At 62.5% G+C, this 16,407-nt stretch carries 16 protein-coding genes and 1 tRNA gene; 9 read left to right on the top strand and 8 right to left on the bottom strand.

Annotated features, from left to right (window positions below; all coding sequences use genetic code 11):
* Positions 1–23 precede the first annotated feature (23 nt).
* Positions 24–1,166 carry an alpha-hydroxy acid oxidase gene (locus tag NKI67_RS10755; RefSeq protein ID WP_023677498.1) on the top strand — a complete coding sequence of 381 codons (1,143 nt, stop codon included), beginning with the start codon at positions 24–26 and terminating at the stop codon, positions 1,164–1,166.
* A gap of 46 nt (positions 1,167–1,212) precedes the next feature.
* Here NKI67_RS10755 and NKI67_RS10750 read toward each other — a convergent pair whose 3' ends face one another.
* The 3 genes from NKI67_RS10750 to NKI67_RS10740 form a co-directional block, all read right to left on the bottom strand.
* On the bottom strand, positions 1,213–1,527 hold the full coding sequence (locus NKI67_RS10750) for an antibiotic biosynthesis monooxygenase (RefSeq protein WP_023677497.1): 315 nt from the start codon (positions 1,525–1,527) through the stop codon (positions 1,213–1,215).
* Positions 1,528–2,165: 638 nt separating this feature from the next.
* Positions 2,166–2,242, bottom strand: a tRNA-Arg gene (locus NKI67_RS10745).
* Between the two features lie 325 nt (positions 2,243–2,567).
* Positions 2,568–4,055, bottom strand: coding sequence for an ATP-binding protein (locus tag NKI67_RS10740; protein WP_023677495.1), 1,488 nt, complete (start codon positions 4,053–4,055; stop codon positions 2,568–2,570).
* 334 nt (positions 4,056–4,389) lie between these two features.
* Here NKI67_RS10740 and rpmH point away from each other — a divergent pair, with 334 nt between their 5' ends.
* The 5 genes from rpmH (at position 4,390) to yihA (ending at position 8,176) form a co-directional block, all read left to right on the top strand.
* Positions 4,390–4,524 (top strand): 50S ribosomal protein L34, encoded by a 135-nt coding sequence (gene rpmH / locus NKI67_RS10735; RefSeq protein WP_008833937.1) that lies wholly within the window; start codon positions 4,390–4,392, stop codon positions 4,522–4,524.
* 23 nt (positions 4,525–4,547) lie between these two features.
* Positions 4,548–4,901 carry a ribonuclease P protein component gene (gene rnpA, locus NKI67_RS10730; protein ID WP_023677494.1) on the top strand — a complete coding sequence of 118 codons (354 nt, stop codon included), beginning with the start codon at positions 4,548–4,550 and terminating at the stop codon, positions 4,899–4,901.
* Between the two features lie 13 nt (positions 4,902–4,914).
* A complete protein-coding gene (yidC, locus tag NKI67_RS10725) occupies positions 4,915–6,738 on the top strand; it encodes a membrane protein insertase YidC (protein WP_023677493.1) in 1,824 nt (607 codons plus the stop codon).
* Positions 6,739–6,881: 143 nt separating this feature from the next.
* The gene (locus NKI67_RS10720) at positions 6,882–7,520 is read left to right on the top strand and encodes a CatB-related O-acetyltransferase (protein WP_352645287.1); all 639 of its coding nucleotides are present in this window, start codon (positions 6,882–6,884) and stop codon (positions 7,518–7,520) included.
* A complete protein-coding gene (gene yihA, locus NKI67_RS10715; RefSeq protein WP_031211985.1) occupies positions 7,517–8,176 on the top strand; it encodes a ribosome biogenesis GTP-binding protein YihA/YsxC in 660 nt (219 codons plus the stop codon). The genes NKI67_RS10720 and yihA overlap by 4 nt, the downstream gene beginning before the upstream one ends.
* Before the next feature lie 21 nt (positions 8,177–8,197).
* Here yihA and NKI67_RS10710 read toward each other — a convergent pair whose 3' ends face one another.
* On the bottom strand, positions 8,198–8,947 hold the full coding sequence (locus NKI67_RS10710; protein WP_023677490.1) for a TetR/AcrR family transcriptional regulator: 750 nt from the start codon (positions 8,945–8,947) through the stop codon (positions 8,198–8,200).
* A gap of 143 nt (positions 8,948–9,090) precedes the next feature.
* On the opposite strand from NKI67_RS10710, the gene NKI67_RS10705 reads away from it, so the two are divergent.
* Together NKI67_RS10705 and NKI67_RS10700 are read left to right on the top strand one after the other, a co-directional pair.
* Complete coding sequence (locus tag NKI67_RS10705) at positions 9,091–10,269, top strand: HlyD family secretion protein (RefSeq protein ID WP_023677489.1); 1,179 nt, start codon at positions 9,091–9,093, stop codon at positions 10,267–10,269.
* A 68-nt stretch (positions 10,270–10,337) separates the two neighbouring features.
* Positions 10,338–11,891 (top strand): DHA2 family efflux MFS transporter permease subunit, encoded by a 1,554-nt coding sequence (locus NKI67_RS10700; RefSeq protein ID WP_245274730.1) that lies wholly within the window; start codon positions 10,338–10,340, stop codon positions 11,889–11,891.
* Positions 11,892–12,017: 126 nt separating this feature from the next.
* Here the strand turns inward: NKI67_RS10700 and msrB are convergent, their stop codons facing one another.
* The 4 genes from msrB to NKI67_RS10680 all read right to left on the bottom strand — a co-directional run bounded on the left by msrB (position 12,018) and on the right by NKI67_RS10680 (position 14,695).
* Complete coding sequence (gene msrB / locus NKI67_RS10695) at positions 12,018–12,518, bottom strand: peptide-methionine (R)-S-oxide reductase MsrB (RefSeq protein ID WP_352645285.1); 501 nt, start codon at positions 12,516–12,518, stop codon at positions 12,018–12,020.
* Between the two features lie 174 nt (positions 12,519–12,692).
* Positions 12,693–13,250, bottom strand: coding sequence for a fasciclin domain-containing protein (locus NKI67_RS10690; protein WP_023677486.1), 558 nt, complete (start codon positions 13,248–13,250; stop codon positions 12,693–12,695).
* A 204-nt stretch (positions 13,251–13,454) separates the two neighbouring features.
* The gene (locus NKI67_RS10685; RefSeq protein WP_023677485.1) at positions 13,455–14,159 is read right to left on the bottom strand and encodes an anti-sigma factor; all 705 of its coding nucleotides are present in this window, start codon (positions 14,157–14,159) and stop codon (positions 13,455–13,457) included.
* Positions 14,156–14,695: a sigma-70 family RNA polymerase sigma factor gene (locus NKI67_RS10680; RefSeq protein WP_023677484.1), complete on the bottom strand. Its 540-nt coding sequence runs from the start codon at positions 14,693–14,695 to the stop codon at positions 14,156–14,158. Before NKI67_RS10680 ends, NKI67_RS10685 begins: the two co-directional genes overlap by 4 nt.
* A gap of 126 nt (positions 14,696–14,821) precedes the next feature.
* Here NKI67_RS10680 and NKI67_RS10675 point away from each other — a divergent pair, with 126 nt between their 5' ends.
* Positions 14,822–16,318 (top strand): amidase, encoded by a 1,497-nt coding sequence (locus NKI67_RS10675; RefSeq protein WP_023677483.1) that lies wholly within the window; start codon positions 14,822–14,824, stop codon positions 16,316–16,318.
* The last annotated feature ends 89 nt before the right edge of the window (positions 16,319–16,407 follow it).

Below are 16,407 nucleotides of genomic sequence, written 5' to 3'. Positions count from 1 at the left end.
CCGGCATATACCCGATTGATTTCATGAGATTGCAAAGCTGCTACAATTTTCAGGACTTCCGCCGGCTGGCAAAACAGCGCCTGCCAGGTCCGATCTTCGATTATATCGATGGCGGCGCGGACGACGAGACGACGCTGCGGCGCAACACGGCGGCGTTCGAGGACTGCGATCTCGTCCCCAACGTCCTTGCCGGCGTCGGACAGGTCGACATGTCGGTCACCGTCATGGGCCAGAAGCTGGCGATGCCGGTCTATTGTTCGCCGACGGCTCTCCAGCGACTGTTTCACCATAGCGGCGAGCGCGCCGTCGCCGCGGCGGCGGAGAAGTTCGGCACGATGTTCGGCGTCTCGTCGCTCGGCACGGTCAGCCTGGAGGAAGTCCGCAAGCACAGGACGCCGCAGGTCTATCAGTTCTATTTCCACAGGGATCGCGGCCTGAACCGCGCCATGATGGAGCGCGCCAAGACGTCCGGCGTCGACGTGATGATGCTGACGGTCGACAGCGTCACCGGCGGAAACCGCGAGCGTGACCTGCGGACCGGCTTTTCCATCCCCTTTCGGCTTACGCTCGGCGGCATGATGCAGTTCGCGATCAAGCCGAGATGGGCTATCGACTATTTGACGCACGAAAAGTTCAGCCTGCCGCAGTTGGACGGCCATATCGATCTCGGCGGCGGAGCGCTTTCCATCAGCCGCTATTTCACCGAGATCCTCGAGCCGTCGCTGGATTGGAAGGACGTCGAAGACATGGTCCGCTTCTGGAACGGCCAGTTTTGCCTGAAGGGGATCATGAGCGTCGCCGATGCCAGAAAAGCCGTCGACATCGGCTGCACCGGTATCGTTCTGTCAAATCATGGCGGCAGGCAGCTGGACGGCTCGCGCAGCCCCTTCGACCAGTTGTCGGAGATCGTCGACGCAGTGGGCAACAAGATAGACGTGATCATCGACAGCGGCGTCCAGCGCGGCACGCATGTGCTGAAGGCCCTGTCGTTGGGCGCCAAGGCCGTCGGCGTCGGGCGCTACTATCTCTTCCCGCTGGCAGCCGCCGGACAGGCCGGCGTCGAACGGGCGCTCGGCCTGATGCGAACCGAGATCGAACGCGACATGCGGCTGATGGGATGCAGGTCGGTGGCAGAGCTTTCCAGGGGGAATGTGCGGTTTAGGTAATAGAGCCGGGAAGTGGCGCAGAGCATAAGCTTTTCGAAGTGCGAAACTATACCGACCTGCCGCTGCTCCTGCCGTCCGTTTCGAAGACAGCCTCGCCGGAAACAGCATCCGTATATCCGCCCTCAAGCTGCTGCAACGTATGCCGGAACCGATCAAGATTGCCCAGCATTTTGGGCCTGGCAGCGACCATGTGCTGAAAAGTGTCCCACTCTCCAATCGAGAAGAAGGCGCCATCTCCCGATTTGATGAGAGCCATTTTTCGCAATCCCTCGAAATTGCGCGCAGCGCTGCTGAACAGTTCGATGAATTCATCTTCACTACCCGGCTTGACCCGGAAGCGGACGCTGTTGAATGCCGTCATGTACGTTCCCCCGTGAAAGAACTCGAATATGCGAGGCCCTAACGCACCTCGAACCCTTCGAACAGGTGTACAGGAAAATCGGAAGGTTGGCTTCAGTCACCTCTGGCCGAAAGCCCCGTTTCTGGCGCTATTTTGCCAGGAAGAGGACGACGCTCGATCGCAATCGGTACGCCCTTCCGACCGGCAATGAAACGCGCTGTTAACGCCGTTCGCGGGTGACAGGATGTTGGCCGCAGTTCGAAGGTATAATCTGCGTCTCGCTGTCAGTTGCGGAGGCGAAAATGAATTTGCTTCGGATTGCGCTCTTGTGCACGGCCATGATCGAACTTGGAATGCCGGCCGTTCGCGCTGAGGATCGGCCTGTGCCGCAGAACAATAAAGCCGCAACAACGCAGCCGCCCGTTCATTGTGAAGGCCAAAATTGTCTCCCGCCGGCGAAAGATCCCGTGCAGGAATGCACTGGCCAGGATTGCACGCCAGGCCCGCCGACTGAACCGGGCCTGGAGATTAAGCAGGCCGACTGAGCAGCATTAGCTGACGATCTCCTTTTTGGCATGGATGGCGCTCAGCCCTCGCGACTTTCAGGCCACCGGTGGTAGATTCTGTTACCTATGTTCCCGGGGTAGGCATGAGTTTAATGGCGCGCCCGAAGAGATTCGAACTCCTGACCCCCAGATTCGTAGTCTGGTGCTCTATCCAGCTGAGCTACGGGCGCGCAACAGGCCATGCTTTGCATAGCCCCGCGATCCGATCCTGGCGACCGGCCGCGAATGTGAGCTGTTCCCTAGCGACTGAATTTGCGAAAAGCAAGCCGATCCTGGCCAAAAGTTTTGCCGTCATGTTTTGCCGTCATGCGCCGGCCGGCGAAGGCAAGATCGCGTCACGCGGCGGCCGAGCCGATAGGTCGTCGTCTTGGATCAGTCATTTGCCAATCGGAACGGCCCGTAACGAAACACGCCGTTGCACGGCGGCCGAGCCGATGGCTCGTAGTCTCGGACCAAGCATTTGCGAATTGAAACGGTCCGTAAACAAACGGTTCGTTACGCCGGGCGGCGCAGACCGTTGCGGGCTTGGTCGAGCCGGACCGGCTGGTCGGGAATGGTGACCGCGAATGTGGTGCGGCCGCCGATGCTTTCGACCAGCTCCACCGTGCCGCCATGGGCGCGGATCAATTCATGGGCGATCGCCAGGCCAAGGCCGGTGCCGCCGCTGCGGGCCGAGCCGCGAAATGCCGCGAACAGGTTTTCTCTCGCCTTTGGCGGCAGGCCGGGGCCGGTGTCGGTGACGACGATGCGGCTGACGCTGCCGATGCGCTCGGCCGATATGGTCAAGCGGCGCACCACGGCGCTCTCGGTGTCGGCCGCCATCGCCTGCACGGCGTTGCGGCTAAGATTGGTGAGCACGCGGAACAGCTGGTCGGAATCGGCGTCGACCTCAAGCACCGGATCGACGGCGTTGACGAATTCGATGCCGCATTCGATGTCGAGCAGGCCCTGGACGTCCTCGACCAGCTGGCGCAGCCGCAGCCTGCGGCGCGACGGCGGCGGCTCCTGGGTGCGGCCATAGGCCAGCACGCCCTCCGAGTAGGACACCGCACGGTCGAGCGCGCGCAGCAGTTTTGGTGCGAAGGCCTGCACGGTCGGGTCCTTGACCTGGCGCAGGCGGTCCGACATCAGTTGCGCCGAGGCGAGGATGTTGCGCATGTCGTGGTTGATCTTCGACACGGCCAGGCCGAGATCGGCCAGGTGCTTCTGCTCGGTCAGCATCTTCTGCAGCCGCTCCTGCATCTGCGACAGCTCGCGTTCGGCGACGCCGATCTCGTCGGCCCGGGCGGCGGGGTGAATGATGCGACCGGGATCGTCGGGCGCCTCGGAAAAGGACAGCATCGAGCGTGTCATCGTCCTGATCGGGCCGATCATGATCAGGTCTATCGCGGCGTAGACCAGCATGGCGGTGAACAGCGAGATCAGCAGCGAGACGAAGGCGACGTTGCGCGAATAGATCAGCATGGCATTGCGCAGGCGGTGGTCGGGCATGATCAGCTCGAATTCTTTGTCGCTGTCGCCGACCGGCCCGAAAACGCGCAGCATCCGCTTGCCGCCGAAAAACAGCGTGTCCAGCGCGCCGGTCATACCCTTGATCATGCCGACATTGGCGATATCGATATGCTCGTCGACCTGCGGCGGCATTTCGGCCACGACCAGAAGCCGCGAGACGCCGCCGTCGCGCACGGCGATCGCCTTGGCGCCGATCGCCATCAGTACGTCGTTCTGGGCGGCACGCGACAGCGAGGCAGGTTCGCCCTGCACCAGGACGATGGAAACCGCGGCGGCGGTGCTCAGCCTCTCCTTCAGCCAACTCAGCCTGTAGCTGGCGATCCAGGGCACGAAGATGAGGATTTCGGCCAAGAGCACGAAGACGATGGTGAGCAGCAGCAACTTGGTCGACAGGCCGCGCGCCAGCGGCACCCTGCGGGTGGCCGCCTTCGCCTGGGCGATGCTTTCGTCGGTTGCTGGGACTTCACTCATGCTCGTCGTCACGGCTGCCTGTCATCACGGCTGCTTGTCTTAGGGACTGCTCGTCTTCACGATCGCTTGATCGGGTGAGATTAGGCGATTGCGGCTTTTTTGCCAAATTCATCCTTGGTCGAAGCCGGACAAAGGGCCGCAAGACTTCGATGCCGGTCCGACAATGCCGGCCCGACACGCTGGATTGACTTCCAAAACCCTTCTTTCTATAAGCCCGCTCACGCTCGGGCCATTCGTCCCGGCGCGGTTTCGATCGCGCCAAAACCGGCCCGGCAAAGCTCCTGTTACAAAGTGACAGAATCAAGAAGGGCCGCACCCCGCGGTATTTAAACAAATGAAGCGTACTTACCAGCCGTCCAAACTCGTTCGCAAACGCAGGCACGGTTTCCGCGCCCGCATGGCCACCAAAGGTGGCCGCGGCGTCGTCGCAGCCCGCCGCAACCGCGGCCGCAAGCGTCTCAGCGCCTGAGCACCAAGCGAGAGACAAGATCGTTGCCCGCAACCGGCAAGCCAACGGGTCCCCATCCCAAGCGGCTTCTGAAGCGCGCGGAATTCCTGGCCGTCCGCCGTGGCGAAAAGCGCCGCGGGCGGCTTTTCCTCGTCGAGGTCCTGGGCCGCGGCGACAGCGAGGCGCCGCGCGTCGGCTATACGGTCACCAGGAAGGTCGGCAACGCCGTCGTTCGCAACCGCATCCGGCGGCGGCTGAGAGAGGCCGTGCGCACGCATGCCGCGGATGACATGGTGCCCGGCAATGATTATGTCATCGTCGGGCGCGAAGACGTGCTTACGACTCCGTTCGGCCAGTTGAAGGCCGAACTCTCCCGCAGATTGCGTGGAACACGATAGGCCAAGGGCTTCGATGGAAAACAACCGCAACTTCTTCATCACCATCGCACTGTCGGTGCTGATCCTGGCGCTTTGGCAATATTTCTATGTGATGCCGCGCAGCGAGATGCAGCGCGAAGCCGCCCGCATCGAAGAGCAGCGCGTGGCGGAGCAGAAGAAGGCCGCCCAAGGCACCAGCCCGGGCGCCACCGAAACACCGGTGCAGCCCGGCGCCATTCCGAGCGCGCCTGGCGGCGACGCTGTGACGCCCGCCGGCCGCGACCAGGCGATTGCCTCGACCAGCCGCGTCAAGATCGACACGCCGAGCCTCGAAGGCTCGATCAACCTCACCGGTGCGCGCCTCGACGACCTCCGGCTCAAGCATTACAGGGAGACGGTCGACAAGACTTCGCCCGAGATCGCGTTGCTCAACCCGGCGTCCCTGCCGAACGGCTATTTCGCCGAGATCGGCTTTTCCGGCACGCCGGATGTGGGCAGGCTGCCCGGCCCCGACACGGTCTGGCAGACCGACGGCAATGCGACGCTGACGCCGGCGACGCCAGTGACGCTCACCTTCACCAACGACAAGGGCCTGACCTTCAAGCGCACCTTCTCTGTCGACAGCCAATATATGTTCACCGTGTCCGACACGGTCCAGAATGGGGGCTCGGCACCCGCGACGTTGTCGAACTATGGCCGCGTTACCCGTTTCGACAAGCCGGCTATCGCCAGCACTTATGTGCTGCACGAAGGCCTGATCGGTGTTACCGGCAGCGAAGGCCTGCAAGAGTACAAATACTCCAAGGTCGAATCGGACAAGGAATACAAGCCAGGCAAGTCGACCGACGGCTGGCTAGGCATCACCGATAAATATTGGGCGGTGACCCTGGTGCCGCCTGCCGGCCGCGAATTTCAGCCCAAATTCTCTTATTTCGAGTTCAAGAGCGGGCCCCACCCGCACAGCTACCAGTCCGATTTCCTGTCCGATCCGGTCACGATCGCTCCCGGGCAATCGACGACCGTGGAATCGGAGATATTCGCCGGCGCCAAGGAAGTTTCGACGATCAACGCCTATGAAAAGGACCGTCATATCCGCCAGTTCGACCTTCTGATCGACTGGGGCTGGTTCTATTTCATCACCAAGCCGATGTTCTGGCTGATCGACACGCTTTACAAATTCTTCGGCAATTTCGGTCTGGCGATCCTCGCCACCACCGTCATCATCAAGGCGCTGTTCTTCCCGCTCGCCAACAAGTCCTATGCGTCGATGGCTAACATGAAGAAGGTGCAGCCCAAGATGCTCGAGATCCGCGAGAAATACGCGGACGACAAGATGAAGCAGCAGCAGGCGATGATGGAGCTCTACAAGACCGAGAAGATCAATCCGCTCGCCGGCTGCTGGCCGGTGGCATTGCAGATCCCGGTGTTCTTCTCGCTCTACAAGGTGCTCTACATCACCATCGAGATGCGGCACGCGCCGTTCTTCGGCTGGATCCAGGATCTGGCGGCGCCGGACCCGACATCGATTTTCAACCTGTTCGGGCTGATCCCCGTTACCTTGCCGCACATGCTGATGATCGGCGTCTGGCCGCTGATCATGGGCGTGACGATGTTCCTGCAGATGCGCATGAACCCGACGCCGCCGGACCCGACGCAGGCGGCGATCTTCACGTGGATGCCCGTGATCTTCACCTTCATGATGGCGGGTTTTCCGGCCGGCCTCGTCATCTACTGGGCCTGGAACAACACGCTGTCGATCCTGCAGCAGGGCGTGATCATGAAGCGGCAAGGCGCCAAGATCGAATTGTGGGACAATCTGGTCGCGCTGTTCCGCAAGAAACCGTCGCCGGCGGAATAGCCGGCGCTCCGATAGTGCGAAACCAGAAAGCCCCGGCTCGTCCGGGGCTTTTTGCACAAGCTGCCCGCCTGGATTAAGCGATTGGTACTGCCGGACGGATCGCGCTATTTTGACCTGGCTGGCAGTTGCCGACGGAGCTCGATATGACCGGACCCAATCCATCGATCAAGCATCCGATCCCGTTGCACACGCGCGTCGGCTTTCTGAAGCCGCTGGTGACGGCGCCGAATATCGAGATCGGCGACTTCACCTATTATGACGACCCTGACGGACCCGACAAATTCGCCGAAAAATGCGTGCTGCATCATTATCCGTTCATCGGCGACAGGCTGATCATCGGCAAGTTCTGCGCCATTGCCGAAGGCGCGCGCTTCATCATGAACGGCGCCAATCACGCCATGTCCGGCTTTTCGACCTATCCGTTCAACATCTTTGGTCACGGCTGGGAGGAAGGCTTCGACCCGGCGACATGGTCGAAGGAGGTGCGTGGCGACACAATCGTCGGCAACGACGTCTGGATCGGCATGGAAGCGGTGATGCTGCCGGGCGTGAAAATCGGCGACGGCGCTATCGTCGCGGCAAAGTCGGTGGTGACGCACGATGTGCCAGCCTATGCGATTGTCGCCGGTAATCCGGCCAAGGTGGTGAAGATGCGCTTCGACGACAGGACCATCCGGCGGCTGCTGGCGCTAGCGTGGTGGCGCTGGCCGGTGGAAAAGATCAGCCGCAATCTCGATGCCATTCGTGGCAGCAACATTTTTCTTCTGGAGGCAGCGGTTTGAACGCGTTGAACAAGACCACGATCGGCATCGAATTGTTCACGCGAGCCTGGATCTTCATCCGCGGCGTGCCGGCGATGAAATTCCTGCCGCCGGAGGGTCCACCCGAGATCGCCTTTGCCGGCCGCTCCAATGTCGGCAAATCGTCGCTGATCAACGCGCTGGTCAACCAAAAGGGGCTGGCGCGCACCTCCAACACGCCGGGCCGCACACAAGAGCTCAACTATTTCGTGCCTGGCGGATTTTCGGGAGAAGGCGCCGATCTGCCGCCGATGGCGCTGGTCGACATGCCAGGCTATGGCTACGCCACGGCACCGAAGGAAAAGGTCGACGAGTGGACGAAGCTCGTGTTCGACTATCTCAAGGGCCGGGTGACGCTGAAGCGCGTCTACGTGCTGATCGATGCCCGCCATGGCATCAAGGCCAAGGACGACGAGGTGCTGTCGCTGCTCGACAAGGCGGCGGTGTCGTATCAGATCGTGCTGACCAAGACCGACAAGATCAAGGCGGCGGGGGTACCGCGGCTGATCGAGGAAACGCTCCAGAAGATCAAGAAACGCCCGGCGGCATTTCCCTTCGTGCTCGCCACGTCGTCGGAAAAGAGCGAGGGCCTCGAGGGATTGCGTGCGGCGATCGTGCTCGCCGCCAATGGCGGATAGGCCACCGACCCTGGCAGCCTGTCAGGCGGGGCTGGAGACCCGTTCCTGCTCTGCAAGCTGTTCGGTGCCGTAGGCCTTCAGGAACACATCGACGCCCGACCTGACGATGTGTTCGATCTCGGCCGCACTTGGCGCCTTGGTGCGATAGGCGAAAATGCACTGGCGGAAAAGACCGGCCAGGCACAGCTCGGTGAACTGATAGGCGGCAAGCTCGACGTCGTCGATCTTCAGCAGGCCGCGTTCGATAGCCATGTTGAGGAAAACGACGACCCTGTCATGGCCACGCTTCGGGCCGCGTTCGTAGAACCGGGCACCAAGCTCCGGGATGCGTTCCGACGCGCCGATCACCGTCCGCTGCGCTAGGATGACCCTCGCCGAAGTGATCTTCATGGACAGCACGATGCCGAACTTCACCAGCGTCTGGCGAAGGTCGCCAATCTGGTCGAGCACTTCGTACATGTTCTTGAAAATCGTGCCGCGCTCTTCCTCGATCAGCGCTTCGAACAGCTCTTCCTTGTTGGCGAAGTAGACATAGATGGTGCCCTTGGACACGCCGGCCTCGCGCGTAATGTCGTTCATCGACGCGGCTTCGAAGCCCTTATCGATGAAGACACGGCGCGCACCCTCGATGATCTGGCTGCGCTTGACCGGGTCTTGCCCCGCGGCCGGGCGGCCGCGCGGCAGACTGTCCAGCAGATCGCACTGGTCCTTGCCGGCGCTGGGCAATGGGCCTGAATCAGGCAAAGGAGCGGCCTTGGGGGCTTCGGCCATAATGTCACACCTCGTAAAATAATTCGAACCATCCGGTTCGATTGCTCTTGATATGGGCCTCTTTAAGCGCTAAGTCAATATCGAGATCGAACCGAACGGTTCAGTCTGACGAAATTCAGCGCCAGTTAATTTAGAGAGATATCATGTCCTCGAACGCGCCCACCAGTGCCGAAGTCCGCCCCTTCCCCAGTGCCAAGGTCCAGCCTGCGATCGAAGCGCCGGAAACCCCTCTCAAGCCCGCCGACGTCACCCCGCTGGCTCCCGCCAAGAAGAAGCGGTCGATGCGCTCGATGTTGCTGCCCATCATCGGCCTGGCCCTGCTGGGCGCCGGCGCCTGGTATGGCTATGATTACTGGACCGACGGGCGCTTCATGATCACGACCGACGATGCCTATGTCCAGGCCGACACGGCGTTCATCTCGCCAAAAATCTCGGGTTATGTCGATCAGGTCAAAGTGACCGAGAACCAGCAGGTGAAGGCCGGCGACCCGCTGCTGATCGTCGATGACGGCGACTACAAGATAGCCGTTGCCCAGGCCGAGGCGCAGATCGCCACGTTGAGCAAGACGCTCGACCGCATCGATGCCCAGACCGAGGCGGCGCGCGCCTCGCTCAAGCAGGCGCAGGCGCAGAAGACCGCCGACCAGGCCGCGGCCGATAATGCGAAGCGAGCTCAGGTTCGTGCCGCCCAGTTGCTCAAGACCCGCGTCGGTACCCAGGCCCAGTTGGACGATGCCCAGACGGCGGTCGAGCAAGCCAATGCCGCACTAGCCGGCGCCGACGCGCAGATCGCGGCGGCTCAGGCCAATATCGGCGTGCTTCAGGCGCAGCGGGCGGAATCGGCAAGCACGCTGGCCTCGCTGCAGCTTGCCCACGACAAGGCGGTGCGGGATCTGTCCTTCACCGTGCTGCGCGCACCCTATGACGGCGTGGTCGGCAACCGCTCGGTCGAGCAGGGCGACCTGATCAGCCCCGGACAGAAGCTCGCCGTCATCGTGCCAATGGACAAGCTCTACATCGTCGCCAACTTCAAGGAGACCCAGCTTGCCCGGCTGGTGCCTGGTGAAAAGGTCAGAGTGTCGGTCGACGCGATCGACGGTCAGGACATCGAGGGTACCGTGTCGTCGCTGGCCCCGGCTTCGGGAGCAGTGTTCTCGCTGCTGCCGCCGGAGAACGCCACAGGCAATTTCACCAAGGTGGTGCAGCGCGTTCCGGTTCGCATCGACGTGCCCGCGGATGTGCTGAAGACGGGCAAGCTGCGCGCCGGCCTGAGCGTCGTCGTCGCCGTCGACAGCCGCACGGCGCCTTCGGCATCGAAGTAAAGCGGAACCGGGAGCAAAGGGTCATGGCGACCGCAACCCTAACTGCAGGATCGGCGCCGACGCCAGCCATGCCGGTGCCGGTTGACCACATCTCGACACGCCGCGTCATCGCCTTCCTGGCAATGGTGTTCGGCATGTTCATGGCCATCCTGGACATCCAGATCGTCTCGGCCTCGCTGGCCGAGATCCAGGCGGGCCTGAGCGCCAGTTCGGACGAGATTCCTTGGGTGCAGACGGCGTATCTGATTGCCGAGGTGGTGATGATCCCGCTGTCGGGCTTCCTCAGCCGGATGCTGTCGACGCGGGTGCTGTTCACAATCTCGGCGGCAGGTTTCACCGCGGCCAGCGCGCTGGCGGCGACCGCAACCAATATCGACCAGATGATCGTCTACCGCGCCGTGCAGGGCTTCATCGGGGGCGGCATGATCCCGAGCGTCTTTGCAGCCGCCTTCACCATCTTCCCGCCGTCGCGTCGCGCCATCGTCTCGCCGATGATCGGCCTGGTAGCGACGCTGGCGCCAACCATCGGCCCGACCGTCGGCGGCTATATCAGCCATGCCATGTCCTGGCACTGGCTGTTCCTGGTCAACGTCGTGCCCGGCATTCTGGTGACGACGGCCGCCTGGTCGCTGATCGACTTCGACAAACCCAATCTCAAGCTGTTCAGCAAGTTCGACTGGTGGGGGCTTGCCGGCATGGCCGCCTTCCTCGGCTGCATGGAATATGTGCTGGAGGAAGGTCCCAACAACGACTGGCTGCAGGATCAGGCGGTGTTCATCTGCGCCGTCATCATGACCTTCGGCGCGGTGCTGTTCTTCTGGCGCGTGTTCACCGCCGAGGAGCCGATTGTCGATCTGAGGGCTTTCAGCAATATCAATTTTGCCTTCGGCTCGCTGTTCTCCTTCGTCGTCGGCATCGGCCTCTACGGTCTGACCTATCTTTATCCGGTGTTCCTGGGGCGGATCCGCGGCTACGATTCGATGATGATCGGCGAGGCGCTGTTCGTCAGCGGCCTGGCCATGTTCTTCACTGCGCCGATCTCCGGCATCCTGTCGAACAAGATGGACCCGCGCATCATGATGATGATCGGCTTCTTCGGCTTCGCCACGGGGACCTGGTGGATGACGCATCTCACCGCCGACTGGGATTTCTATGAACTGCTGATCCCGCAGATCCTGCGCGGCTGCTCTATGATGCTTTGCATGGTGCCGATCAACAACATTGCGCTCGGAACCTTGCCGCCGGAGCGGCTGAAGAATGCGTCTGGCCTGTTCAACCTGACCCGCAATCTCGGCGGCGCCGTCGGCCTGGCAGTCATCAACACCGTGCTGATCGACCGCAATGCCTTCCACTACGCCAGGCTCTCCGAGCACGTGCAATGGGGAAGTGCCGCTGCGCAGCAGAAGCTGCAGAACATGACGCTCAACTTCGAGCAGACCGCCGGGCTCGACGCCTCCAAGGCGGCCATCTCCAAACTGTCAGGCATGGTCCAGCAGCAGGCGTCGCTGCTGTCGTTCATGGACGTATTCTTCATGCTGACGGTTTTGTTCGCGACGCTTGGGCTCTTCACCCTGGTGATCCGCAAGCCAGCCGCTCAGGGCGGCGGTGGCGGAGGCCATTGAGGCGCGCTGGATCCCCCGCCTAGCGCCCTCGCGCATGACCCCGAAAAGCGATTTTCGGGGTCATGCGCAAAATCAACCATTACGAAGTCCTCTCGCGCTCCGACAAAGTCAGGGTCGCAGCCGTCCTCACGCCGTCGCCGGCTTGAAGGTCAAGGCAACGCCATTGATGCAGTGTCGCAACCCGGTCGGCGGCGGACCGTCGTCGAATAGGTGGCCGAGATGGCCGCCGCAGCGGCGACAATGGACCTCCGTGCGGGTCATGCCCAAAGACCTGTCCACGGTCTTGCCGACGGAATTCGGGATTTCCTGCCAGAAGCTCGGCCAGCCAGTGCCGGAATCGAACTTGGTCTCTGACGAATAGACCGGCAGGCCGCAGCCGGCGCAAGCGAAGATGCCTTTGCGGTGCTCGTTGAGCAGCGGACTGGTGCCCGGGTATTCCGTGCCCTCCTTGCGCAGCACATTGAAGGCCGCGTCGGACAGGATGGCGCGCCACTCGGCTTCGGTCTTGGTAACCTCGAAAGTCTCAGCCGCGCGTGCATCCTGGGCTCCGCCCATGCGCAGCGCGGTGGCGCCTGCGACAACGCCAATGGCTGCCGCACCACTCAAAAGAAGCTCGCGACGGTTCATGGCCATTCCTCCTGTCATTGCTTGTGCCAAATTCGACCGCCACACGGAAATCAAAAGCCGGTGACGATCGCTGTCCTCAAAGCGGGACTCCGCGCCTATCCACATCTTGCGTGAACGGCGCGGAGTGTGCGCAGGGAGGCCCTTAGTGATATCTTCGCCGGCAGCGTGCGTTTGTTACATCTTCGGCAGGAGAACCTTGTCGACGACGTGGATGACGCCGTTGGACTGCTCGACATCGGCGATGGTCACATTGGCGACGTTGCCGTTCTCGTCGGTCACGGTGACCTTGCCGCCGTCGGCCTTGAGCGACAGTTCGCAACCACCGACCGTCTTGACCTTGTGGGTGCCGCCGTCGTTCTTGACCATCTTGGCGACGTCGGCGGCCATCGCTTTGGCGCCGATGACATGGCAAGTCAGGATCTTGACGAGCTTGTCCTTGTTTTCAGGCCTGAGCAGCGTCTCCACCGTGCCGGCTGGAAGTGCCGCAAAGGCCTCGTTGGTCGGCGCGAACACAGTGAAGGGGCCAGCGCTTTGCAGCGTATCGACCAGGCCGCCTGCCTTGACGGCAGCGACCAGCGTCGTGTGGTCCTTCGAGTTGACAGCATTTTCGACGATGTTTTTCTGGGCATACATGGCGGCGCCGCCGACCATCGGATTTTGAGCATAGGCAATGGTGGCGAGCGCGGATATGGCGACCGTGCCGGCAAGCAAAAGGGTGGCGAATTTACGCATGATTTCAATCTCCTCGGGTTATCGTTCCCCTCATTTGGGAACGCAAGGAGATACGCGATAGAAATGCTGGAGTTTCGTCCTCTCCGCAAAAAAATATTTGTCGCTGCAATTTGCCCGGCGCGGATCGACAGCCGCCAACAAGCTTTGCAGGCGTTTCAATCGCGGGAGATAGATTTCAGGTCTGCTTCCGGAGATGAGAAGCGGTCAGATGCTCTTCAGATCGCCCGCTGCGACCACCGGTCCAGTCGGCTGGCCGGTCGGTGAACCGCCGGCAGGCTCAACGCTGACCGCAAGCACGGCGCCTTTCGCCAATTTCTCCTGGACGGCGGGCGGGATGGCCAAATGCGCGGTCGCACCGGCCGGGATGACGCCCATCGACACCGGCGCCTTCTTGCCTTCGATCATCCACAGCTCGAAGTCCTTGCCGGCGGCCCGCTCGCCGGAAACGTGGGAAAGACCGACCTCGTGACGGGCGGCATCGTAGACGACGAGATATTTGACGTCGCTGCCTTCGGCCGCCAGCGAGGCGACAAGCCGCGCCTGCGGCGGTTCGGTGGACGGGCGGAAGTAAGGCACGGCGATGTAGATCGCCAGTGCCGCAATGGCGGCGGCGGCAAGACCGCGCCAGAAGCCAAGGCTCGACCACAGGCCGGCGCGCGGCTCTGCAGCGAACAGCCGGCGGTCCAATGCTTCCTTGACCCTGATCGGAGGCTCTGTCTCCGGATAGGCGGCGGCCATCGGCGAAAGATGCGCCTCCCAGGCATCGACAAGGCGCGCGAAGGCGGCGTCCGCATCGATGCGGCGCGACGCGATCTCGCGTTCATCGGCGGCCAGAACGCCAAGAACGTATTCGGCGGCGAACAGGTCGTCGCCCCCACGTTCCGGTCCATTGTCGTCAGCCAGCGTCATCTTTCCAGGCATTCTCTCAGTTTCAACAGGCTGCGGCGCAGCCAGGTCCGCATCGTGTTCAGCGGTACGCCATAGCGCTCCGCCAGTTCGGCATAGCTTTTGCCATCCAGATAGGCGCCCCGGACGGCCGCCGCCCGGTCCTTCTCCAATTCCTTGAGACAATGGTAGATGCGTTCGGACTCACCGCCCGCCACGGCCATGGCCTCCGGCCCCGGCGCCGGATCGGCCACGTCGAGCGCGGCATCGATATAGGCGGCAGGCTCTCGCCGCGCCCTGATCCGATCGATCGCATGATTGCGCGCAATGGCCACCAGCCAAGAGATCGGGCTCAGATCCGAAACGGCGAAACGGTCCGCCTTCGTCCATATCTTGACGAAGACCTCTTGAAGCGCCTCTTCTGCATCTCCCCGATCCTTCAATACACGAAGGCAGACGCCGAAAAGTTTCGCGCTGGTCTGCCGGTAGAGCAGATCGAACGCAGCCCGGTCCTTCATCGAAGTCCGGACAATCAGGTTGCTGATGTCCTGCGGCGTCATCCGCCGCCAAATTAGGCGATTGCAATGTATTTGCAACGACTGAAATGGTCTTGCGCACCGGCAGCGCCAGCGTCGATTGCCAATGAAATCGCCGCCCGCTAGCTTGCAATGAGCGGGAGGGCGACCATGTCGATCGAGCGGGTTCTGTGGGAGCATGACGCAACCGGCCAGGTCGCACTCGTGCACAAGGGAGACATTACACCGCAAGATCTCGTCGATGCGGCGATCGCCCGGGCCGAGGCCACCCACCCGGAGATCAACGCCATCGCCGAACCGCTCTATGAGGCGGCGCGGGCGCGGGCGAAAACCGTCGATCGCAAGCTGCCGTTTGCCGGAGTGCCCTTTGCGCTGAAGGATCTTGGCATCGCTATGAAGGGCGTGCCGACGCATGGCGGCAGCCGCATCCCGGCCTTCACCCCCGATTTCAGCTCGGTGATGACGGAGCGCTATCTGGCCGCCGGCCTGATTCCGATCGCCACCAGCACCGCACCCGAACACGGGCTGAGGCTGGTGACCGAATCGGCGGCTTTCGGCATCACCCGCAACCCATGGGACACCGCGCATACGACCGGCGGTTCCTCAGGCGGTGCGGCTGCGCTGGTCGCGGCCGGCGTCGTGCCGGTGGCACATGCCTCGGATGGCGGCGGCTCGATCAGGGTGCCTGCGGCTTGTACCGGGCTGATCGGGCTGAAAACCTCGCGCGGCCGCGTACCCTTGACGCCGCTCGTCACCGAAAGCTGGTACGGCTTCGTCGTCGACCATGCGCTGGCCCGCTCGGTGCGCGATACGGCCCTGCTGCTCGACCTGACCCACGGGCCCGACCCGCTGTCGCCCTACGCGGCACCCTCGCCGAACGGCAGTTTCACTGCGGCCGCCGGGCGCGATCCGGGCAAGCTCAAGCTCGCCTTCTATCGAAAATCGCCGCTCGGCCTGCCGATATCGGAAGAGACGTTGAAAGCTCTGGATGCGGCGATCGGGCTGGCGCGCGAAGGCGGACACAGCGTCGAGGAGATCGACCTGCCCTATATCGATCGCGATTTCATCGCCGATTTCGCCAGAACCGTCGCTGCGGCGGTGGCCGGCACGATGCGTGGCGAGGCCTTGCGCGTCGGCCGCTCCATCTCAGGCGACATCGAACGCGCCACGCGCGTGATGAGCCGGTTCGGTGAAATTCTCTCGGCCGGCGAAATCTATGCCGGCCTGCAGCGGCTGCACGCAACCTCGCGCCGGCTTATCACCGAAACCGCGCACTATGATGCAGTGCTGATGCCTGTCATCGCGCACCCGCCGCTCGCCTGCGGCACCATGGACCCGAAAGGCGCCGACGAATTCATCGAGAATGTTCTGGACAGACTGCGCCTCGCCGGCCTGCTGAAGTTCAAGCCGCTATTCGGCCAGCTGATGGACAAGAGCCTGTGGTTCACCCACTGGCCGGCGATCCAGAACGTCAGCGGGCAACCGTCGATCACGCTTCCGGTTTACGTCACCGATGCCGGCCTGCCGCTCGGCGTCCAGGCCGCCGGCCGCCCCGGCGACGAGGAAACGCTTTTGTCGTTCGCCGCGCAGATGGAAAGGATCTCGGGCTGGCTGGGCCGACGGGCGCCGCTGCAGCGGCCGGCATAGGCGGTGATTTGATCGATCGTGACAGCAAAGCCGTTTGCCCCCTCGTCCAATTCTCGCTAAGACGCCGCCGTTCATGCCAAGCTGGGAAC

The sequence above is a fragment of the Mesorhizobium sp. M0408 genome (assembly GCF_040321495.1).
In the GTDB taxonomy this organism is placed as follows: Bacteria; Pseudomonadota; Alphaproteobacteria; order Rhizobiales; family Rhizobiaceae; genus Mesorhizobium.
The sequence above is the reverse complement of the archived record's forward strand: the minus strand, read 5'-3'. Positions and strand labels throughout refer to the sequence as shown.